The 22,835-nt window shown below is 72.6% G+C and carries 13 protein-coding genes; 9 read left to right on the forward strand and 4 right to left on the reverse strand.

The window, feature by feature from the left end; translation table 11 throughout:
• Positions 1-41: 41 nt before the first annotated feature.
• The 8 genes from ACZ79I_RS27065 to fxsT (ACZ79I_RS27100) all read left to right on the forward strand — a co-directional run bounded on the left by ACZ79I_RS27065 (position 42) and on the right by fxsT (ACZ79I_RS27100) (position 14,254).
• On the forward strand, positions 42-1,238 hold the full coding sequence (locus ACZ79I_RS27065; protein WP_471500261.1) for an FxsB family cyclophane-forming radical SAM/SPASM peptide maturase: 1,197 nt from the start codon (positions 42-44) through the stop codon (positions 1,236-1,238).
• Positions 1,235-2,887, forward strand: coding sequence for an aKG-HExxH-type peptide beta-hydroxylase (locus ACZ79I_RS27070; protein ID WP_471500263.1), 1,653 nt, complete (start codon positions 1,235-1,237; stop codon positions 2,885-2,887). Before ACZ79I_RS27065 ends, ACZ79I_RS27070 begins: the two co-directional genes overlap by 4 nt.
• A 136-nt stretch (positions 2,888-3,023) precedes the next feature.
• Positions 3,024-6,035, forward strand: a complete 3,012-nt coding sequence (gene fxsT / locus ACZ79I_RS27075; protein ID WP_471500265.1) for an FxSxx-COOH system tetratricopeptide repeat protein — start codon at positions 3,024-3,026, stop codon at positions 6,033-6,035.
• Positions 6,036-6,140: 105 nt separating this feature from the next.
• Positions 6,141-6,551, forward strand: a complete 411-nt coding sequence (locus ACZ79I_RS27080) for a CU044_2847 family protein (RefSeq protein ID WP_471500267.1) — start codon at positions 6,141-6,143, stop codon at positions 6,549-6,551.
• A complete protein-coding gene (locus tag ACZ79I_RS27085; protein ID WP_471500269.1) occupies positions 6,548-7,492 on the forward strand; it encodes an AAA family ATPase in 945 nt (314 codons plus the stop codon). The genes ACZ79I_RS27080 and ACZ79I_RS27085 overlap by 4 nt, the downstream gene beginning before the upstream one ends.
• 18 nt (positions 7,493-7,510) lie before the next feature.
• On the forward strand, positions 7,511-9,427 hold the full coding sequence (locus ACZ79I_RS27090) for a magnesium chelatase (protein WP_471500271.1): 1,917 nt from the start codon (positions 7,511-7,513) through the stop codon (positions 9,425-9,427).
• Entirely contained in the window at positions 9,417-10,733 is a 1,317-nt protein-coding gene (locus ACZ79I_RS27095; protein ID WP_471500273.1) for a CHAT domain-containing protein, read from the forward strand. Before ACZ79I_RS27090 ends, ACZ79I_RS27095 begins: the two co-directional genes overlap by 11 nt.
• Before the next feature lie 20 nt (positions 10,734-10,753).
• On the forward strand, positions 10,754-14,254 hold the full coding sequence (gene fxsT / locus ACZ79I_RS27100; protein WP_471505245.1) for an FxSxx-COOH system tetratricopeptide repeat protein: 3,501 nt from the start codon (positions 10,754-10,756) through the stop codon (positions 14,252-14,254).
• Between the two features lie 109 nt (positions 14,255-14,363).
• On the opposite strand, the gene ACZ79I_RS27105 is transcribed toward fxsT (ACZ79I_RS27100), so the two are convergent.
• The 4 genes from ACZ79I_RS27105 to ACZ79I_RS27120 form a co-directional block, all read right to left on the reverse strand.
• Positions 14,364-18,191, reverse strand: coding sequence for a multifunctional oxoglutarate decarboxylase/oxoglutarate dehydrogenase thiamine pyrophosphate-binding subunit/dihydrolipoyllysine-residue succinyltransferase subunit (locus tag ACZ79I_RS27105; RefSeq protein ID WP_471500275.1), 3,828 nt, complete (start codon positions 18,189-18,191; stop codon positions 14,364-14,366).
• Positions 18,192-18,482: 291 nt separating this feature from the next.
• Positions 18,483-19,583 carry a HAMP domain-containing sensor histidine kinase gene (locus ACZ79I_RS27110; protein WP_471500277.1) on the reverse strand — a complete coding sequence of 367 codons (1,101 nt, stop codon included), beginning with the start codon at positions 19,581-19,583 and terminating at the stop codon, positions 18,483-18,485.
• Positions 19,580-20,317, reverse strand: coding sequence for a response regulator transcription factor (locus ACZ79I_RS27115; protein ID WP_055492513.1), 738 nt, complete (start codon positions 20,315-20,317; stop codon positions 19,580-19,582). Before ACZ79I_RS27115 ends, ACZ79I_RS27110 begins: the two co-directional genes overlap by 4 nt.
• 111 nt (positions 20,318-20,428) lie before the next feature.
• Entirely contained in the window at positions 20,429-21,115 is a 687-nt protein-coding gene (locus tag ACZ79I_RS27120; protein WP_471500280.1) for a spermine/spermidine synthase domain-containing protein, read from the reverse strand.
• Between the two features lie 699 nt (positions 21,116-21,814).
• Here ACZ79I_RS27120 and ACZ79I_RS27125 point away from each other — a divergent pair.
• Positions 21,815-22,594: a rhomboid-like protein gene (locus ACZ79I_RS27125; protein ID WP_471500282.1), complete on the forward strand. Its 780-nt coding sequence runs from the start codon at positions 21,815-21,817 to the stop codon at positions 22,592-22,594.
• Positions 22,595-22,835: the final 241 nt, after the last annotated feature.

The raw sequence follows: 22,835 nt of genomic DNA on the forward strand, positions 1-22,835 counted from the left end.
GTACCACCGGAGCGCGAGCCGTACGGCATGGGGGTGCTGGAGTGTCGCCACAGGCCGCTCCCGGGCGGATCCCCGAAGGGCCCTTCCCCTTCCGGCAGTTCATCGTGAAGGTGCACGGCCGCTGCAACCTCGCCTGCCGGTACTGCTACCTGTACGAAGGCCCCGACCACGGCTGGCGCGACCGGCCCGCCGCCGCCACGGCCGACGTCCTCGACCGCACCGCGCACCGCATCGCCGAACACGCCCGCGGCCACGGCCTGACGGCGGTGTCCCTGGTCCTGCACGGCGGTGAACCGCTCCTGGCGGGCGCGGACACGCTGGGCCGCTTCACCGGCCTCGTACGCGACCGGGTCCCGGCCGGCTGCGCCGTCCACCCGACCGTGCAGACCAACGCCACCCTCCTCACGGGGAGGCGCATGTCCGCGCTCGCCCGGCACGGCATCCGTGTCGGCATCAGTCTCGACGGGGGACTCGCCGCCCACAACGCACGACGCGTGGACCGGTCCGGCCGCCCCTCCTGGCCGGCCGCCTCGCGCGGGGCGCGCCTGGTCGCGGACCGGTTCCCGCAGTCGTACGCCGGAATCCTCACGGTGGTCGACCCGGCACTCGACCCGCTGGAGACCTACGGCTCCCTGCTCGCCCTGCGTCCGCCGGCCCTGGACCTGCTGCTGCCGCACGGGAACTGGTCGGCCCCGCCACCACACCTGGACGGCACCGGCACCCCCTACGGCGACTGGCTGTGCGCCGTCTTCGACCGCTGGTGGGGGGCGGGGCGACGGGAGACCCGGGTCCGGCTCTTCGAGGAATGCCTCGCGCTGCTGCTGGGACTGCCCGCCGCCACGGAGTCACTGGGCCTCGCGCCCTTCGACGCGGTGGTGATCGAGACGGACGGGTCCATCGAACAGGTCGACTCCCTCAAGTCGGCGTACGCGGGGGCCGCGGAGACGGGCCTGGACGTCTTCCGGCACGGCTTCGACGAGGCCCTGCGCCATCCCGGCGTGGCGGCCCGGCAGGCGGGCGCCGCCGCGCTGGCGGCACAATGCCGGGCCTGCCCCTTGCTCACCGTCTGCGGTGGCGGCCACTACGCCCACCGCTACCGTGCCGGACACGGCTTCGTGAATCCCTCCGTGTACTGCGCCGACCTGCAACGACTCATCCGCCATGTGGCGAAGCGGCTCGCCGGCCAGGCAGTGCCGGCACCCCGGGCGCCCGCCCCATGGGAAGGGAGCACCCCGTGATACTTCCGGCGGTCCCCGACCGGGCCCTCGCCGAACTCGGCCGCACCGAAGGCGGCCCCGACACGCTGGCGCTCCTGGTACGCGACCAGGACACCCGGCGGCTGCTGATGCTGCGCGCCGTTCTCGACGCCGTCGACGGGGCGGACACGGCACTGTGCCCGGCCGCGGCTCGGCGGCGGGTGGTGGAGGACTGGGCGCTGCTGGCCGAGGCGGACCGGGCGGGGCCCCGGGAGAGCGACGGGCCGGGGCCGCACGGGAGCACGACCGGGGGCGCGACCCGGAGCACGACCCGGAGCACGACCGGGAGCACGGCCGGGGGCGCGACCCGGAGCACGACCGGGAGCACGACCGGGGGCGCGGGCGAGGGCATGGGCGTGGGCGCCGGGGGCGGGCGGTTTTCCGCGCCCGGCCCCGCGGATCTCCCCGGCGGGCCCGCGGACACCCGCCATCGCTCGCCCGCTCGCGCACGGCTCCTGCATCCGCTGGTCGGCCCCTGGGCCGCACGCTGCCTGCGCGGCCTGGACACGGAGACGGAGCCGCCGACGCGGGAGCGCACACGGGAACTGCGGCGCGACCTCGCCCACCTGAGCGCACTCGCGGCGGCGGCCGCGGCCCGCGCCGGGATCTCCTTCACGGTGCGGCTGACGGCGCGCGGCGGGGTGCTCACCCTGCCGTCCCTGGGGGCGCTGCACACGGTGGAGTCCGGGGACGCCCCGGTCGAGGTCCGCCACCGGCGCGGTCACCTGACGCTGTGCCAGCGGGGCGGCGCCGACGTCGTGGTCCACCTGGAAGGCGGCATCGGCGCCTGGTCGGGGGCCCCCTCCTGGACGCCCGCGTACGCGCTGCCCGGCCTGGTGCCGGGCAGCGCGCCGATGCCCCTGGACGACACCGATCCGTACCGCACCGTGCCCGGCGGGCCGCGCTACCGGGAGATGAGCCCGGCGGCGACACCGGACGACGGGGAACGCAAGCGGTGGGTGCAGGCGTGGACGGGAACCGCCGGGGCCCTGCTGCTGGGCGGAGAACAGCGGGTCATGGAGACCGCCGGCCTGCTTCGGTGCCTGGTGCCGCTGGCCGCGCCGCCCGCCTCGCCCGCGGGCAGCGACGGCGTCGGGTACTGCAGCGCCACCAGGCGTGAAGCGTTCGGCGCCGTGCTCAGCAGTCCCCCTCCGACGCCGCCCGCCTTCGCCGCGACCCTGGTCCACGAGATCCAGCACACCAAACTCGCGGCGCTCGCGGAGATGGTGACCCTGCATTACGCGGGCCCGGAGGAGCGGTATTTCGCTCCATGGCGCCCCGACCCACGCCCCTACGACGGCCTGCTGCAGGGCACGTACTCGCATCTGGCCCTGGCGGACTACTTCCAGCGCTGCGCCCGTTCCGCCCCCGGCCGGACCGAACAGGAGAGCGCATGGGCGCTGTACGCCCGCTACAAGGAGCAAGTGGGTGCCGCGCTGCCCACGCTGGTCGCATCGGCCGACCTGACCGACCGGGGGCGCGCCTTCGTGGACCAGATGGTCGCCACGTACGAGCGGATCGCCGCCTTCCCGGCCCCCCGGGGACACGCGGCGCGTGCGGCCGCCTACGTGAAGGCCGCCCGCACGCTGTGGCTGCAGCGGCACGGGCGGTTGCGCCGGACGCGTGAATGAGGTTGCCGGAACAGGTGATGCCCGCCGCGCCCGCGGGAAAGGATGCCAACCGCGGAGCGCAAGTATGGAGCAGACCAGTCCGTGCCTATGCGGCACCGCGCCCAGGTTCTACTATGACGCACGGGGAGGCCGCTGCATGTCTGGAGCTCGTACGCCGGTCGGATCAGCCGAGAAAGGGGCCGCGAGGCAGACCGTCACGATCAGCTTCGCCGGGTTCAACCGGGCCTGGGCGGCCTGGATCGGTGACCGGCTGGAGCGCCGTGGGCTCCGCGTCGTGTATCTGCGCTGGGACTCCCCGGCCGAGATCCCCCTGGAAGACCTCCTTCGCGACCTCAAACTCTCCGAGGGACGCATCCTCATCATCGTCAGCGAGTGGTACTTCCAGCTCGGGCCGCGCACCCACGACGAGTGGAACGCGGCCCTGCGCACGGTCGTGGCACCCGACCCCGCCCGGTTCGCCGCCGTCTCGGTCACCACGGCGCCGGTGCCCACGGCCGCCGCCGTGCTCGCCCCGACGGACGTGACCAACATGGGTGCCGACGAGGCCGAGCGGCGCCTGCTCGACCGGCTGGACCTGCCGACCGACCCGCTGCCCGAATCCGCGAACGGCGCACGGCGCGGGCCGCGTTTCCCCGCCGCCATGCCGGAGGTCTGGGGCGGCGTCCCGCGCCGCAACACACGCTTCACGGGCAGGGAGTCCCTGCTGAACGACGCCTACCACCTCCTCCAGGGCGCCGAGCCGGGCGCGGGCGTGGTGACGATGCACGGCATGTCGGGCGTGGGCAAGACACAACTCGCCGCCGAGTACGTGTACCGGTTCGGCTCCGAGTACGACGTGGTGTGGTGGGTCAACGCCGAGAACAGGGTCAGCTACCGCCGCCTCCTCGCCGAACTCGCCCCGAAACTGGGACTGGAGACGGGTCAGGAGTACGGCGAACGCCTGCGTGCCGTCCGTGACTCCCTGCGTCGCGGTGTCCCGTTCGCACGCTGGCTGCTGGTCCTGGACGGCGCGGACGAGCCGGACCAGATCTGGGACCTGGTGCCGACGGGCCCCGGCCACGTACTGATCACCTCACGGAACCCGGAGTGGAGCGAGCACAACAGCAGACTGCTGGAAGTGCCCGTCTACGAGCGCTACGAGTCCGTGGCCTTCATCCGCCGTCGCGCACCGCGGCTCACCGAGGCCGAGGCCGACCAGCTCGCGGAGGCCCTGGAGGACCTGCCGCTGCTGCTGGACCAGACGGCCGGCTGGCTCAACGACTCGGACCTCTCGGTCGAGGAGTACATCGGACTGCTGGAGGGCGGCATCGACCAGGATGTGGTCAAGGTATCGGCGGACTTCCCGCTCGCCTTCCAGACGGCGTGGTCGATACTGCTGAACAAGCTGCGTGAGACGGTCCCGGAGTCCGTGGACCTGCTGCGTCTGTGCACGTTCTTCGCGCCCGGCTTCATTCCCGTGCGGCTCCTGAAGGAGATGCCGCACGACGAACTGCCCGAACAGATCGCCGGACTGCTCAACGACCCACTGCTGTGGAACAAGGCGATCAACCAGCTGCGCCAGTACTCCGTGGTCCGCCTGGAGTCCCACGACACGACCTCCGACGACACGGCGGCCTCGGGCGAGTCGCTGTACCTGCACCGCATGGTGCACCAGATCGTCCGCAAGGACATGCCGGACGAGGACCGCGAGGAGTTCATCGAGGTCGTGCGCCGGGCGCTGGCGGCAGCGGACCCGCGCAGGCCGACGGACCCGGAGCTGTGGTCCGCGTACGCGGAGATCGTGCCGCACCTCGAGTACGCGGAGGTGCTCAACAGCACCGACCCGACCGTGCAGCGTCTGGTCTTCAACTGCCTTCGCTACATGTTCTTCTCGGGCGAGTACCAGGCCGGGATCAAGCTCGGTGAACGTGCCCTGGAGACCTGGCGGTCGCTGCTGGGGGAGACGCACCCGCGGATCTGGGAGCTGACCTACCACTACGCCAACCTGCTGCGCGCGGCCGGCGAATACGGTCGCACGGAGGCCATCGAACGCGTCGCGGTCGATCACCTGAGAGAGGAGCGCGGTCCGCAGGACCTGGAGCATCTTCGCGCGGCCGGAGGGCTCGCCGCCGACCTGCGCGGCCTGGGCCGCTACAACGAGGCGTTCGAACTGTCCCAGTGGATCCTGGCGGCGTATCGCGAACTCCTGGGCGAGCAGGATTCACGCACCCTCAACGCCCAGAACAACCTCGGCGCCACACTGGTGCTGCTGGGCCGCTACGAAGAGGCCCTCGACCTGGACAGGCAGACCATGGAAGCGCGGCGTCTTCTGCTGCGGGCACGCCATCCGTGGACCCTCTATTCGGAGTTCGCCTACGCGACCGATCTGCGCCTGCTGGGCCGCTACCCGGCAGCCGAGTCGATCCAGGCGAAGAACGTGAGAGAGTTTCTCAATGTGATGGGGTCCAACAACCCCTACACGCTGAAGGCCCAACACAACCTCGCGTTGTGTCACTACCGCGGTGGCGACCGTGAGAAGGCGGGCCCGCTCCTGGCCCGTGTGCTGGAGCGGGCGGAGCGCGTCTTCGGCGAAACCGATCCGAACACGCTCATCTTCGTCACCAGTCAGAGCTGCTTCGCCCGGGAGAACGGCGACATCGACCAGGCCCGTGAGCTCAGCGAGGCCGTCGTCGCCCGTTACGAGATGATGCTGGGCGATGGGCATCCCTTCGTCGCCGGTGTCCGGGCCAACCACGCTCTGGTCCTGCGCGGTGTGGGCGAACGCGAGCAGGCCCACGCCCTCATGGAGCAGTCCCTGGCCGACATGACCGCGGCCGTGGGCGAGAGCCATCCCTGGACCCTGGGCTGCGCCATCAACGCCTCGGCCCTGCGCAGCCTGGTCGGTGACCCCGAGTCGTCGGCCGAGCTGAGCAGGGCGACGGTCACGCGGGCGACCGAGGTCCTGGGCCGTACGCACCCCATGACGCTCTCCGCGCGCGTCGCCCATGCCGCCGATCTCCGGGCGCTGCGGGACCGGAGGCAGGCCGAGAAGGTCGAACAGGAGGCGCTGTCGGACCTGGCGGCGACGCTGGGCTCGCAGCATGTCCACACGGTCTCGGCCCGCGCCCGCAACCGCCCGTACTGGGACTTCGAACCCCAGACGGTCTGACCGAACCGCAGCCGGGCCCGGTGCGCATAACCCCCGACGCACCGGGGAAGGACCCATGTCTCTCAACATGGCTGCAACGCACGGGAGTTGACTCAAGGGGGACGTGTGGTGATCTTAGTGGGGCCCGTCCCGGCGGGAGCGGACGGGCCCATTCCCATCGAGGTGGCGGCGGACCTCGGGCCGGATTCCCCACCCGACGGCCTCGACCTCGTGTACGGAGACGAGGAGACCAGGGACACGGCCGCCCACCGCGTCGTCCAGGTCGCCCGGGACGCCTACACCGACGGGCTGGACCTCGCCCGGCGCTGCGCGGCCCAGGCGGTACGGCGTTTCGGGGAGCTCCAGGAGGGCGTCCGGCCGGACGAGATCGAGATGCAGCTCTCCATCAAGGTCGACGCCGGTGTGGCGGCCCTGGTCAAGAGCGGGGCGGAGGCACAGCTCCAGATCACCTTCAGGTGGCGGACGGCCGCCGCGCCGGGGGATCCGGCGCCGGGCCCGGAAGGCGCCGTCTCGTGAGCCGCGCCACCGGAGAGGTGCACATCCTGCCGTACAGCCGTGTCGTGGGCCAGGACGAGCTGAAGCTGGCGCTGGAACTCAACCATGTCGTGCCCCGCATCGGAGGCGTGCTCATGGCCGGCCCCCGCGGCACCGCCAAGTCCACCCTCGTACGGGCGTTCGCCCTGATGGCCCATGACGAGCTGCCCGTCACCCTTCCCATCAACGCCACCGACGACCGCGTCCTCGGCGGCTGGGAACTGGACGCCCTCATCCGGGGCGAGCCGCGTCCCCAGCCGGGCCTCCTGGAGGACGCCCACGAGAAGGGTCTGTTGTACATCGACGAGGTGAATCTGCTGGACGACCACCTCGTCAACATCATCCTCGACGTCGTCTCGACCGGAGTGCTGTCCGTGCAGCGTGAAGGTCTCGCCACCGCCAGGCACCTGTCCTTCGGGCTCGTCGGCACCATGAACCCCGAAGAGGGCGGTCTGCGGCCCCAGCTGCTCGACCGCTTCGGGCTGATGGTCACCGCCGGGCAGCTGGACGTCGAGGCGCGCCACCGCATGATCCGCACGGTGCTGGACTTCGAGGAGGAACTGGCCGGGGAGGAGTCCGGCTGGCTCGCCGCGGCCGCTCGGGAGGACCGCCGGACGCGTACGCGTCTGGAGACCGCCCGGGACCGTGTACCGCGGGTCCGTGTGCCCGACGAGGTCGTCCGGTTGTGCGCCGAGGCGGCCGAGCGGGTGGACGCCGTGGGCCAGCGCGGCGAGATCGTGGCCACGCTGGCGGCCCGGGCCCTCGCCGCACTGGAAGGCGCGGACCAGGTAGAGCGCGTCCACCTGCGGCGGGTGCTGCCCATGGCGCTTCGGCACCGGCGGCCGGAGACCGCCCACGGCGGCACCTTCGACTGGGGGCCGGACGAGCAGGCCCGTATCAAGGATCTCTTCGAACCCCTCTGACCCGCCCGGTCACGCATCATGGCATCCGATCTGCCGAAGGGCTTCGCCGTGTCCGAACCCAGCGCGCCCGAGGAACCCGACGACCTCGCCCGGCGGCTGGCCCGCGCCCTGGTCTGCGCAGCGGCCGAACCCGCCCTGTCCGGGGTGCTGCTCCTCGACCTCGATCCCCGGCTCATGGACTCCGTGGCACAGCTGTTCACCCGGATCGTCACCGGCGCGGGGGTCCTGGACCGCTCCGGGCCCGAGCAGGTCCCGCTCATGCTGGGCGCCGCCACCCGTGACGAGGATCTCTGGGTCCGGCCGCGGCTGCGGCGGGAACCCGACGGCATCGCGTTCCGCATCGAGCCGGGCCCGCTCGTCGGGGCGGACGGCCGTCCCGGTCCCCCGCCGGTGGTCGTGGTCCCCGACCTGGCCCGGCTGAGCGTCGCGGGGATGCGCGCGGCGGTCCAGCTCCTCGGCGCGGACGTCGCCGTGGTCGAGCACACCGGTCTGCGCCAGGTGGCCCGCCCCCGGGCCCGCTGGCTGGCGGCCTGCCGTTCGGCCGACGCGGGACGGCTCAGCCCGCACCTGCTGGACAGGTTCGCCGTCCGGCTGCCGGCCGCCGCCCTGCGGCTGCCCCCGGCCGACCACCTGCTGGCGACCCTGCCGGCCGGCTGGCGCACCGCCGCCGCGCGGGGCGTTCCGGCCGCCCGGGTCACCGACGAAGCCCTCACACGCATGCCGGAGTTCCTCGGGCCGGACGCCGGCGTCCGCAGGGAACTCGCGCTGGCGAGGCTGGCCCGCACCCTGGCGGCACTGGACGGCGCACCCGCGGCCCTGGCCCGCCACTGCGACGCCGCCGCCCTGCTCATGGGACTGACCACGGCGGACGCACCGCACCCCGGCGACGGGGACTCCGGTGCGGCGGATCCCTCGCCGTTGGCCCAGCACCCCCGCCCGGCATCCCGCCCCGTGCCACGGCGCGGGGACGGCGCACCGCCCGGCGACCGGCCGCGCCCCGAGGACGGCGAGCCGCTCCTGGAGAGCGAGCCGCCCGAAGGAATCGGCACGGGCGAGGGCCGGACCCCCGTGGTGCCGGCCACCCCGTACCCCGAGGACGAGGCGGAGGTGCTGCGTGACTTCGCCCCCTTGCGCAACCCCTGGCAGCGCAGGCGGGGAGCCGCCTCCGCGCGCGGAGTCGCGGTGGGGACCCGGCGGGCGAGGGACCTGCGCGACCTGGCCCATGTGCGCACCGTGCGGGAGGCCGCCGTACACCAACGCGTCCGGGGAAACCGGCGGTTCACGGTGTCGCCCGTCGACCTGCACAGCTACGTCCGTGTCGGCACCCCCGAACGCATGCTGGTCCTGGTCCTGGACCACACCTGCCGGGCCGACGACTGGGACTGGCAGGACGCGCTCACGCCGTTCCTCCAGTGGGCGTACACCGGGCGGGCCGCGGCCCAGGTCGTCGAGGTCGGCAGCGCTCAGGCCCGGGACGAACTGCGGGCCGAGTCCTTCGCCGTGCGCAGCGTTCTCGACCCCAGGGTGCTCGCCGCGCTCTACCGCCCGGCCGGCCGGGCCACACCGCTCGCGCACGGCATCGAACAGGCAGCCCAGGCGCTGCGCCGTGCCTTCCGGCAGCACGGGAGCGCCCTGGCGGAGGCATGGCTGGTCGTCGTCACGGACGGGCGCGGCAATGTCCCGCTGCGGGCCAGCCACACCGGCCGGCTGAGCGGCCCGGTGGCCGCGACGGGCGTCGAGGACACCTTCGAGGCCGCGGCACGCATCGGCGCCATCGACCGGACCAGGCTGCACGTCGCCGTCGTGGACGCGGCCCGGGAGCCCTACGGGGACCTGCCGTTCACGCTGGCCGAGACCTTGGGCGGGAGCGTCGTCGAGGGACGGCCCGTCCAGCGGACCCGAACCACCGACGAGGGGGCCGCCGGTGAACGGTGACCCGCAGCGCGCCGCCCGCTGGCTGACCGGGGCAGCCACCGTCATGCGTCGCGGTGCCCTGCCCGGCCTGAGGCCCGCCGCCCGCCGCGAACCCGCCTCCCTGGGGCAGCTGCGCCGCTCGCACGAACCGCCCTCCGGTCTCGGGGGCAGCGAGGCCCGCCCGGTGGCCCGCCTCGACGAGGGTTTCGCGGTGCTCCGCGTGGCGAGGGCCGAGTCGGGGGACGGGCAGGAGGCGTACGCGCTCCACGGCTGGTGCGGCGAGCTCGCCCTGACCTGCTCGGCCGGCCCCACCCGTCTCGTCGCACCGGCCGTCAGCCTCGGCAACGTCAGCGGCGACGGCGAGTACCCCTCGGAGATTCTGCGGGGCATCCAGCTCTGGTCCGGCAACCAGCCGGAACTCGCCCGCTGGATCAACCGGATCCGGGCCCGGCACGGTGACACGCTGCGGCTCGTGGTCTGGGACGACACGGGATACGAGCTTCCCTGGGAGCTGTTCTGGGTGCCGGCCGACACCGAACGCGGCCTGGAGGGCGGGCCGCTGGGCGCACGGCTGGTCCTGGTCCGCTGGACCACCGTGCACGACGCCGGCCAGGACCTGCCGCGCGAGAGAGGCGAGTGCCACGGGCGGGTGCTCAGCTACCTCCACAAGGACATGGCCGGCGACGGACGGGTCTTCGCGCGGTACGCCCACCAGTCGCACAAGGAGATGACGCCGTTCCTCGCGGCGCTCGACGCACCCGTCGACCACACCGGTCTCGTCTACATGGGCTGCCACGGCACCTACGGCCCGACCGTCCCGCGCCTGTCGCTCGGCGACCGCACCTGGGCCGAGTTCAACGGCCAGCCCATGGGGGTGCTGGACGTGGACCGCTCCCTCGTCTGCCTCAACGCCTGCCACTCGGGGCGCTTCGTGAGCAACAGGGCCCAGGGGGAGTACGCCCTGCGCGGTTTCGCCGAGCTGTTCCTGCGCAAGGGGGCGGGCGGCTGCATCGTCACCGCGGGGAAGGTCGGAGACCACGAGGCACGCAGGCTGGTGCGCCGCCTGGTGCACGAGGTGGCCACGCACCCCCGGCAGCCCGTCGCCGAGACCCTGCGGTCGTTCCGGGCCCGGGCGGTGGACGACTTCGGCCCCCTGACGGCCATCCCGACCACGCGCAACGACGACGGACAGGTCGACCGGGTGGGCCAGAAACGGGTGCTGCGCCTGCTGTACGCCTTCATGTTCCACTACTACGGGCATCCGCTCACCACGCTGCGCCTGGTGACGCAGGACGGACAGAGCGCCGGGGGAGGGGCCGGACGGTGAACGGAGACCAGCACCCCCTGATGATCGAACCCGAGGTGGCCTGGCCCCGCGAGGCCGAGACGGAGTGCGACTACCTGGTCACCGTCGACCTGCGCGGCCCTCTCCCGGGACCGGACGGCGCACCCGCGAACTGGCCGTACTCCGTCGAGGAGTTCACCTTCACCGTCGCGCTCGACGGGTCTCCCTCCTTCGTCTGCACGGCACTCGACGAACCGAGCGTCGTCCTGCACCGATTCGGCGGCACGTACGGGGCGGCGCGCTTCCGCGTGTCGACGACCGGGGAGACGGGCCCGGCATCCCTGTGGCTGACCATCAGCAACCAGTGGGGCGTGCCCGTGCGCAAGGCGGAACTGCGGTCCGAGATCCGGGGGCGGCAGCCGGGGCGGGCTCCCGCCGCGAAGCTGGTGGACGTCGTGCGGGAGCGGACGACCGCCGAGACGAGGCTGCCGGCACCGCCCGCTGCCCCCGTGCGCCCGCGGCCCCGGCCGCCCGGCGGGCGGAGCGGTCCGGAGCGAAGCGGTCCGGTGCGAAGCGGTCCGCCCGCCCCGCTCCCGGTGCGCCGGCCGCTGCGCACCGGCCCCCAGACGGTCACGATCAGCCACGCCGGATTCAACCGGGCCTGGGCGGCCTGGATCGGGGACCGCCTGAAGCGGCACGGTCATCGCGTCGTCGACCAGCGCTGGGATCCGCCCGGCGGGCCGCCCTTGGCGGACCTCCTCGGAGAACTGCTGCACGCGCCCGGCCCGGTACTGCTGGTGCTGAGTGAGCGGTACTTCGGGGCGGGGGCGAGGTCCCCCGAGGAGTGGAACGCGGCCCTGTACGAGGTGGCCGTCCCGAACCCGGACCGTTTCGCCGCCGTGTCGCTGACGCCTTCCGGGCTGCCGGAGGCCGCGGCGGTCCTGGGCCCGGCCGGTCTGTACGACCTGTCCGAGTCCGAGGCCGAGCAGCGGGTCCTGGAGGTTCTCGGGCTGCCCTTTGGCCCCCCGCGGGAGTCCGGCGACGGCGCCCACCAGGAGGGCCCCCGTTTCCCGGCGGAGGCCCCGCGGGTGTGGGGCGGCACACCGCGCCGCAATCCCGGCTTCATGGGCCGTGACGCGCTCCTGGGGGAGACCCGCCGCCTTCTGGAGCGCGAGCGGGGAACCGTGACCCTTCAGGGCATGCCGGGAGTGGGCAAGACCCAGCTCGCCGCCGAGTACGTGTACCGGTTCGGCTCCGAGTACGACGTGGTGTGGTGGGTGAGCGCGGACGACCGGACCTCCGCGCGGCAGCGGCTCGCCGAACTGGCCCCGGCGCTGGGGCTGTCCACGGGCGCGGAGTACGGGGAGCGGCTGCGGGCCGTGCGGGAGGCACTCGGCCGCGGGGAGCCCTACGCACGCTGGCTGCTGATCCTCGACGGCGCCGACGAGCCGGACGAGATCCAGGACCTGGTGCCGGAGGGAGAGGGCCACGTCCTGATCACGTCCCGCAATCCGGGGTGGCAGGGCCACGGCAGCGCACTGCTCGAAGTGCCGGTCTACGACCGTGCCGAGTCGGTCGCCTTCGTCCGCCGCCGGGCACCGCGGCTGACGGACGCCGAAGCCGGGCGGCTGGCCGAGGCACTGGAGGACCTGCCGCTCCTGCTGGACCAGAACGCGGCCTGGCTGCAGGACTCCGGCATGTCCGTCGACGAGTACCTGGAACTCCTGAGCGCCGGTCCGGGGCTGACGGGCACGACGGTGTCGGCCGACTTCCCGCTCACCTTCCGCACCGCCCTGTCCATCCTGGTGGACAGGCTGGGCGAGAGCTGCCCGGAGTCCGTCGTCCTGCTGCGCCTGTGCACCTTCTTCGCACCTGGCTCCGTGCCCGTGCACCTGCTCCGCGAGATGCCCGCCGACGACCTGCCCGAGTCCGTGTCGGGACTTCTGAGCGATCCCCGCGTGTGGGACAGGGCGATCGGCCAGTTGCGCCAGTACTCCGTGGCCCGCCTGGAATCCCACGAGTCGAGCCCCTCCACGGGGCACCTCTATCTGCACCGGATGGTGCACCAGGCCGTCCGCACCGACATGCCCGACGAGGAGCGAGGGGTGTTCGCGGGCGTGGTGCGCCGCGCTCTCGCCGCAGCCGATCCGCGGCGGCCCGCCGACCCGGACGCCTGGCCCCGCTACGGCGAGATCGTCCCGCACCTGGAGTACGCGGACGTGCTCGGCGGCACCGACCCGGCCGTCTCCACCCTGGTCCTGAACTGCCTGCGCCACCTGTACCTTTCGGGCGAGTACGGCACCGGTGTCCGGTTCGCCGAGCAGGCGCTGACCGCCTGGCAGGAGCGCTTGGGCGCCCACGCCGAACTGCTGTGGGACCTGGGCCACCACTACGCCAACCTCCTCAGGGCGTGCGGTGACTACGAGCACAGCGAAGCCGTCAGCCGTACGGCGGTGGAGCAGTACCTGGCGGTGAGCGGCCGCCGGAACCTCGGGTATCTCCGTGCGGTCGGCGGCCTCGCCGCGGACCTGAGGGCACTGGCCCGTTACGACGAGGCCCTCGCCCTCTCCCAGGAGGTCGTGGAGGGCTACGAGGAACTCCTCGGGGCGGCCGAGCCGCGCACACTGTCGGCCCGGAACAACATGGCGGTGTCGCTGCGGCTGCTCGGCCGGTACGGCGATGCCCTCACCACCGACCGGCGGACGCTGCAGGACCGCCGGCGGATACTGGGAGCCCGGGACGTGTGGGCTCTCTTCTCGGCGATCTACTGCGCCACGGACCTGCGCCTCCTGGGCCGCTACTCCGAGGCCGCACAGCTTCAGGAGCAGAACCTGGCCCTGCACCAGGAGGTGCTGGGCCCCAGCCACCCGCAGACCCTGCGGGCCGAGCACGACTTCGCCCTGTGCCTGTACCGCGGCGGCGACCGGGAACGGGCCGGGCCGCTCTTCGCCCGCGTGCTGCGCCGCGCGGAACGGGTCCTGGGCGACACGGACCCGCTCACCCTGCTCCTCGCCACCAGCCAGAGCTGCTTCGCCCGTGACCACGGCAGCCTCGACGAGGCCCGTCTGATCAGCGAGTCCGTCGGCACACGCTACGAACGGCTGCTGGGGCCGGCACACCCGTACACCGCCGGAGCCCGCGCCAACCACGCCCTCGTCCTGCTCCGGCTCGGCGCGCCGGAGCAGGCCCGCGCCCTTGCCGAACGCTCCCTGGCGGACCTGACGGCCGCGGTGGGGGAGGACCACCCCTGGACCCTCGGCTGCGCCGTCAACGCCTCGGCGCTGCGCACCGCCGTCGGCGACCCCGAATCCGGGGCCGCCCTCAGCCGGCGGACGGCCGCCGGCGCCGGCGGCCGGCTCGGTGGCCGGCATCCTCTGACGTTGTGCGCACGCATCGCGCTCGCCGCCGATCTCGGGGAGCTGCGCCGGCACCGGGAAGCGGAGCAGATCGAGTCGGAGGCCCTGGCCGCGCTGACCGCTGTTCTCGGAGCGCGGCACCCGCAGACCGTCGCGGCGCGGAAACGGCTGCGCCCGTACTGGGACTTCGAGCCGCAGACGACCTGAGACCCGGGCTGCCCCCGGACGCCCCGGGACGCCCCGGGTATGCCGAAGGGCCCGGCCCGGGAAAACCCCGGACCGGGCCCTTTCGGCTCTGCCGATCCTGCCCGGAGGCTTACGCCTCGAACACCTCGCGCACCAGCTGCTCCTGCTCCGCCTGGTGCCGCTTCGCGGAACCGACGGCCGGGGAGGAGCTGTGCGGGCGGGAGATCCGGCGCAGGCGCTCGCCCGCCGGGATGTCCGCGCCGACCGCCAGGTCCAGGTGGTCGATGAGGTTCAGGGCGATGAACGGCCAGGCGCCCTGGTTCGCCGGCTCCTCCTGGGCCCACAGGTACTTCTCGGCGTTCGGGTACTTCTTGATCTCCGCCTGGAGCTCGGCGCCCGCCAGCGGGTACAGGCGCTCGAGGCGGATGATCGCCGTCTCGGCAGCCGCAGCGTCCGTCACACCGCGCTTGCGGCGCTCGGCGTCGAGGTCGTAGTAGACCTTGCCCGCCGTGAAGACGACCTTGCGGACCGCGGCCGGGTCCACCGACGCGTCGCCGATGACCGGGCGGAACCGGCCCGTCGTGAACTCCTCCGCCTTCGACGCGGCGGCCTTCAGGCGCAGCATCGACTTCGGTGTGAAGACCACCAGCGGCTTGTGGTGCGGGTTGTGCACCTGCCACCGCAGGAGGTGGAAGTAGTTCGACGGGAGGGTCGGCATCGCGACCGTCATGTTGTTCTGGGCGCAGAGCTGGAGGAAGCGCTCCGGGCGCGCGGACGAGTGGTCCGGCCCCTGGCCCTCGTAGCCGTGCGGCAGCAGCAGCGTCACACCGCTCGTCTGGCCCCACTTCTGCTCCGCCGACGACACGAACTCGTCCACGACCGTCTGGGCGCCGTTGACGAAGTCGCCGAACTGGGCCTCCCACATCACGAGCGCGTTCGGGCGGGCCAGCGAGTAGCCGTACTCGAAGCCCATCGCCGCGTACTCGGACAGCAGCGAGTCGTAGACGTTGTAGCGGGCCTGCTCGTCGGAGAGGTACTGCAGCGGCGTGTAGTCCTCCCCGGTCTGGCGGTCGATGATGACCGCGTGGCGCTGGCCGAACGTGCCGCGGCGGGAGTCCTGGCCGGACAGCCGGACCGGGACGCCCTCCAGGAGCAGCGAACCGATCGCGAGGGTCTCGCCCATGCCCCAGTCGATCGTGCCGTCCTCGACCATCGCCGCCCGGCGCTGCAGCTGCGGCAGCAGGCGCGGGTGGACGGTGATGTGGTCGGGGACGTTGACCTGGGACTCGGCGATCCGCTTGACGACCTCGGCGGACACGGCGGTGTCGACCTGCACCGGGAAGCCGTCCTGCGGCTCCTGCGCCGCGGACGCGGCCGGCTGCGACGTGGCCTCGCGGACCTCCGTGAAGACCTTCTCCAGCTGGCCCTGGTAGTCCTGCAGCGCCTGCTCGGCCTCCTCCAGGGTGATGTCGCCCCGGCCGATCAGCGATTCGGTGTACAGCTTGCGCACCGAGCGCTTCTTGTCGATCAGGTCGTACATCAGCGGCTGGGTGAAGGCCGGGTTGTCCGACTCGTTGTGGCCGCGGCGGCGGTAGCAGATGAGGTCGATCACCACGTCCTTGTTGAACGCCTGGCGGAACTCGAAGGCCAGGCGCGCGACGCGCACCACCGCCTCCGGGTCGTCGCCGTTCACGTGGAAGATCGGCGCCTCGATCATGCGGGCCACGTCCGTGGCGTACATCGAGGAGCGGGACGACTCCGGGGCCGCCGTGAAACCGACCTGGTTGTTGATGACGATGTGGACCGAGCCGCCCGTGCGGTAGCCGCGCAGCTGCGACATGTTCAGGGTCTCGGCCACCACGCCCTGGCCCGCGAAGGCCGCGTCGCCGTGGATCGCCACCGGCAGCACCGTGAAGTCCGTGCCGCCCTTGTTGATGATGTCCTGCTTGGCGCGCGCCACGCCCTCCAGGACCGGGTCGACGGCCTCCAGGTGGGAGGGGTTCGCGACCAGGCTCACCTTGATCTGCTCGCCGTCCAGGCCCGTGAAGGTGCCCTCGGCGCCCAGGTGGTACTTCACGTCGCCGGAGCCGTGCATCGACTTCGGGTCGAGGTTGCCCTCGAACTCGCGGAAGATCTGCGCGTACGACTTGCCGACGATGTTGGCCAGCACGTTCAGGCGGCCGCGGTGGGCCATGCCGATGACGACCTCGTCCAGGCGGGACTCGGCCGCGCTGTCGATCACCGCGTCCAGCAGCGGGATGACGGACTCGCCGCCCTCCAGGGAGAAGCGCTTCTGGCCGACGTACTTCGTCTGCAGGAAGGTCTCGAACGCCTCCGCCGCGTTCAGCCGGCGCAGGATGCGCAGCTGCTCCTCGCGCTCCGGCTTGGAGTGCGGTCGCTCCACGCGGTCCTGGATCCACTTGCGCTGCTTGGGGTCCTGGATGTGCATGTACTCGATGCCGGTGGTGCGGCAGTACGAGTCGCGCAGCACGCCGAGGATGTCGCGCAGCCTCATCATCGCCTTGCCGGCGAAGCCGCCGACCGCGAACTCGCGCTCCAGGTCCCACAGGGTGAGGCCGTGCTCGACGATGTCCAGGTCGGGGTGCTTGCGCTGGCGGTACTCCAGCGGGTCGGTGTCGGCCATGACGTGGCCGCGGACCCGGTAGGAGTGGATCAGCTCGAAGACGCGGGCGGCCTTGGTGACGTCGTCGTCGTGCGAGGCGTCGATGTCCCTGAGCCAGCGGACCGGCTCGTACGGGATGCGCAGGGCCTCGAAGATGTCGTCGTAGAAGCGGTTCTCACCGAGAAGGAGGTTCGCGACGACGCGCAGGAACTCGCCGGAGGCGGCGCCCTGGATCACCCGGTGGTCGTAGGTCGACGTGAGCGTCATGACCTTCGAGACGCCGAGCTTGTTCAGCGTGTCCTGGGACGTGCCCTGGAACTCCGCCGGGTAGTCCATCGAGCCCACGCCCATGATCACCGACTGGCCGGGCATCAGGCGGGGGACCGAGTGGACCGTGCCGAGACCGCCGGGGTTGGTGAGGGAGACCGTCACCCCGGAGAAGTCGTCCATCGTCAGCTTGCCGTCGCGGGCGCGGCGGACGATGTCCTCGTAGGCCTGCCAGAACTCGAAGAAGTTGAGCGTCTCGGCCTTCTTGATCGCCGCGACGACGAGCTGGCGGTCGCCGTTCGGCTTCACCAGGTCGATCGCCAGGCCGAGGTTGACGTGCTCCGGCTTGACGAGGGTCGGCTTGCCGTCCTTCTCCGCGAACGACCAGTTCATCGACGGCATGGCCTTGATGGCCTGGACCATCGCGTAGCCGATCAGGTGCGTGAAGGAGATCTTCCCGCCCCGGGCGCGCTTGAGGTGGTTGTTGATGACGATGCGGTTGTCGAACAGCAGCTTCACCGGGACCGCGCGCACGGACGTGGCCGTGGGGATCTCCAGGGAGGCGTTCATGTTCTTCGCGACGGCGGCGGCGGGACCACGCAGCGTCACGGCCTCGGGACCCTTGGGGGCCTCGGCGGCGGGCTCGTCCTTCTTGGGCGCGGCGGGCGCCGCGGCGGGCTTCGCGGCGGCAGGTGCGACCGGGGCGGCCGCGGCGGCGGGCTGCGGGGCGGCGGGTGCCGGGGCGGCCGGTGCCTGCGGCGCTGCGGGAGCCGCAGGAGCGACGGCCGGCGCGGCGGGCGCCGCCGCGGGTGCGGCCGGGGCCGCCGTGGTGGCGCCTGCGGCCCCCGCGGCCGCAGTACCCGCCGGAGCCGGGGTGGCAGCGGCCCCCGGCTTGTAGTCGGCGAAGAAGTCCCACCAGGCGCGGTCTACCGAATTCGGGTCCTGGAGGTACTGCTGATAGATCTCGTCGACGAGCCACTCGTTGGCACCGAACGCGGCGGCGGGATTCTTCCCGGCCTGGGCGTCGGTCGTGGTGGAACTCGAGTTACTGGGGGACTGTGGCGACACGGCGGTAACCGCCCTCTTCCGCTTCACAAGGTGATTGGACAGCGGGAATAAAGGCTACGCCTCCGGGGCCGTGAAGGTCAGGTCAGGCCGGTTCATCGTCGTGTAAGTCACATCGGAAACTGTGTTTCGGGGCTGGAAATGGCGGGAAACAAGCGAGGTTCTGGTGTGGAAGGGATGCGGCGATCCCGGCCCGGCGCGCAGAGGGCGCGGGCCTGTGCCTGATCACACGTGTCCGTCTGCAGGAACACACGTTGATCTTGTGGCTCAGGTTCGAACTTTACGTCAACCCGGCTAGGACGGTTCTCCGGGAAGGGTGACCAGGATCCGGCAGCCGCGAGGGGATTCGGCCACGCCGATCCGGCCGCCGTGCAGATCCACCGCCCAGCGGGCGATCGCCAGGCCGAGGCCCGTGCCGCCGTCACTGCCGGGCCCGTGCGGGGCGCTCACGGCGCCGCGGTTGAAACGCTCGAAGACCCGGTGCCACTCCGACTGGGGGATACCGGGGCCCTCGTCCAGCACCTCCAGCTCCAGGGAGTCCGGAGCGGCACCGCCGCGGGCCTTGACCGTCACACGGCCGTGCGGAGGACTGTGCTTGACCGCGTTGTCGATCAGGTTGGCCACGACCTGGTGGATGCGCTCCGGGTCCGCGTGCGCGGTCAGCTCCGGCGGGGAGACGTCGAGGTGCAGATGGACGTCCGTACGGGTGTGACTGCCTGAGCCCGAGGCGATGCCCCCGCGCGTGGAGGACACCATCTGCGCCTCCTTGAGGACGCCCGAGAGGTACGGCCAGACCTCGAAGCGGCGCTTTCTCAGCGGGACGACGCCGTTGTCCAGGCGCGAGAGGTCCAGCAGGGTCTCCACCAGGCGGCCGAGCCGCTCCGTCTGCTTCAGGGCCGTGCGCATCGTCTCCGGGTCGGCGGCCGAGATGCCGTCGACGATGTTCTCCAGCACGGCGCGCAGGCCGGCGATCGGTGTGCGCAGCTCGTGCGAGACGTTCGCCACCAGCTCCTTGCGCTGGCGGTCCTGGGCCTCCAGCTCGTCGGCCATCAGGTTGATCGTGCCCGCCAGGTCGCCCAGCTCGTCCCGCCGGTTGGCGCGGACCCTGCGGGTGTAGTCGCCGTGCGAGATGGAGCGGGCCACCGTGTTCATCTCGTCCAGCGGCGCGGTGAGCGAGTGCGCCACGAACTGGGTGATCAGAAGCGTGGCGATCATCGAGAACACGGTGATGAACCGCAGCTCCGTCTTGGTGTGCACCGCGATCATCGACAGACCGGTGGTGATCAGGACCGAGACGACGACGAGGATGCCCAGCTTCGTCTTGATCGAGAACGGGCGCAGTCCGCCCCAGGACGACCCCGGGTCTCTCTGCGGTGCCGCCGGCCCGCCGCTCATGGCGTCGGCGTCTCCAGGGCGTAGCCGACGCCGTGCACGGTGCGGATCCGCTCCGCGCCGATCTTGCGCCGCAGCGCCTTGATGTGGCTGTCCACGGTGCGGGTGCCGGAGGCGTCCGCCCAGTCCCACACCTCCGCGAGCAGCTGCTCGCGGGAGAGCACGGCGCGGGGCGTGTTCGCCAGGCACACGAGCAGGTCGAACTCGGTGGGCGTCAGATGGACGTCCTCGCTGCGCACGCGGACCCGGCGCTGCGCGTGGTCGATCTCCAGTTCACCGAGGCGCAGGATGCCGCTGCGCGGCGTCGCGGCGGCCAGCGCGGCCCGCTCCACCCGGCGCAGCAGCACATGCACCCGCGCCGCCAGCTCACGCATCGAGAACGGCTTGGTCATGTAGTCGTCGGCGCCGACGCCGAGCCCGACCAGCATGTCCGTCTCGTCGTCGCGCGCGGTGAGCATCAGCACCGGCACCGGGCGCTGTGCCTGCACCCGACGGCAGACCTCCAGACCGTCGAAGCCGGGCAGCATGATGTCGAGGATCAGCAGGTCGGGCTGCCATGCCTCGGCCGTGTCGACCGCCGCCGGACCGTCGCCTGCCGTTTGCACGAGGAATCCCTCGGCGCGCAAGCGGGCGGCGATGGCGTCGACGATCGTCGGGTCGTCCTCGACCACCAGAACCCGCCGCTGTGCGCCGGGGGTCGCCGTCGTGCCGTTGTGGGAGGTGTGTGTCTGCTCCATCGCCCGCCCCTGGGTTGCTTTCCGGAATCCGTGGGGTGATCCCATGACTGCGCTTGACGCTTGAATGATCCGCGTCAGGGAAGCAGCGTACGGGGAGTTACCGCGAGTCGGCTATCCAGGTCGGACAGCGAGGTGCACGACGTCGGGTACGCCCCGGGCAACCGGGACCTCTTCGGTACGCACCTGCTGGAACCCGGCATTCCAGAGGGTTCCTTCAAATTCCGGAGAGGGCTGCGCCGACCACACCGCGAGCACTCCGCCGGGCCTCAACACCCTTGCGCAGCTTGCCAGTCCGGGCTTCGAGTACAGGCTGTCGTTGTCCTTTGTGACGGTCCAGCCGGGGCCGTTGTCGATGTCGAGGCACAGTGCGTCGTACGTGTCCGATGTCTCATTGACGTAGGCGACGAGATCCGCTGCCAGCACGCGGGTGCGCGGGTCGGCGAGGGCGTCCGCGGAGAGCGCGGACAGCGGGCCGTCCAGGTGCCAGTCGATGACGGCGCGCTCGCGCTCCACGACCGTGATGCCTCCCCAGCGGGGGTCCGCGGCGGCGTGTGCGAGCGAGAAGCCGACGCCGAGTCCGCCGATCAGCAGGCCCGGGCCGGGCCGGTCGTCCAGGGCGTCGCGGGCGGCGTCGACGAGCAGCCGTTCCGAGCGCCCGTCGGAGGTGTCCATCAGGAAGCAGCCGTTCGCGATGATCTGGAGTAACCCGCCGTGGCGCCGCAGCACGACCTCGCCGTGGGGGCCCTGGCGCCGGTCCAGGACCTGGGGTGCGTCGTGGATGTCGTACCGATGAGGCATGGGCTTCATTCTGGTGACGGGGAGGCGTCGGGACGAGGGGTTTTCCCGATGGGGCACCCCGCCGAACGCCTGTGGCCCCGCCGCACGCGTGCCGCGCACGGGCTGAGACCTCGGCGCGGGCCGCCGGCGACGGCCTCACCGACGCGACCGGCACCGACGCGACCGGCGTCGATGCCGGGTGGCGCGGCGGCGTGTCCGGCGGTGGTGACGCGACGGTCGGCGTCGGCCACGGTCTCGGCGGCGCGCACGCCGTCTTGCCGCCCGGGCGGCCGCCGACGCGGCCGGCACCGATGCGACCGGCGTCGATGCGACCGGCGTCGATGCCGGGGGGCGCGGCGGCGTGTCCGGCGGTGGTGACGCGACGGTCGGCGTCGGCCACGGTCTCGGCGGCGCGCACGCCGTCTTGCCGCCCGGGCGGCCGCCGGCCACGGGCGGGCGGCCCGCACTCTTCCGGACCCCGTCGGCGCGGGAGTGCCGCGACGGCACGTCGCGGGCGCGCGGGCCGGGTCCGTGGGCGACGTGGGCCCGCGCCGCACGCCCGACCGGGCGTCGCAGGCATGAACAGCCGTTCGAGCGCAGGCCCGCCGGACGCCCAGCTCAGGTGGGAAGTCGCTGTGAATCGCGTCTGGCGTGGCGTCGGTCATGGACAGTGACCCGTGGGGCGCCAAGGGTGGGGCGTGACGGAAGGAGCGACGCGCTGTGGAACGTACGGTCTCGGCGGCTGATGCCACGCTCACGCCCCCCGGAGCGGGGGCTCGGCTGCTGGACGGCATGCCGCGCCAGCGCGTGGCGCCACCCGCCCCGGCACCCGCCGTGGCGAAGGCCCCGCGCCCCGGGACGCTCCCACGCCCCTGGCGGCTCCTGCCGACGCCCACCGGCACGCCGTTCACCTTCGGATACGCCGTCGTGCTCGTCACGACGTCCCTGTTCGCCGAGTTCGCCGACCCGTCGCTCGTGCACACCCTGTACCAGGAGTCCAGCACCGACGTGGCCCATCTGACGCACAGCCCGTTGCGGGTGCTGATCGCCAGCGCGCTGTGGATCGCCGGCGGGATGACCTCGGCGTACGCGCTCGCCTTCCCGTTCGTCCTGACGGCGCTGGAACGGCGTACGGGAGGTGCGCGCACGGCCCTCGTCTTCCTGCTCGGCCATGTGCTGGCGACCCTGGCCACCGAGGTCCCGGTGGGTCTCGCGGTGCTGGCGGGCCACCTCCCCGACAGCTCGCTGCACCGCCTCGACTACGGCATCAGTTTCGGCGTCGCGGCCTGCCTCGGCGCTCTGACGGGTCTTCTGCGGCCCGGGCTGCGCTGGACGGTGCTCGTCGGGTACGGCGGGCTGCTGCTGGAGGACCTGGTCGTGTGCACGGATCCGCTGACCGACTGGGGCCATCTGCTGTCCCTGGCGATCGGGATCGCGACCTGGCCGCTGGTACGGCAGTGGCGGCGGACGGGCCCTCGGGCCGCCGCCGCGGCCGGCTGACCCCGGCCGGCGTACGAGCGGGCAACGGCTGCCTCCCCGGCGGCCGTTCGCCCGGCCGGGCGGCCCGGCCCCCGCGGCGGTGGGCCGGGACGGTCTCGATCCGGACGGGACCCGGGCCCGCAGGGCGGCCGCTCACGCGACTCGACGGAGCGATCGCTCCTGGCGAACACCTCTTGGGGAACAATCGAATCGCGTGCTGCATTGAGTCGGCATAGCTCAACTTGACTGCCGAAGGGGAGAT

Source organism: Streptomyces sp. PSU-S4-23 (genome assembly GCF_055632315.1).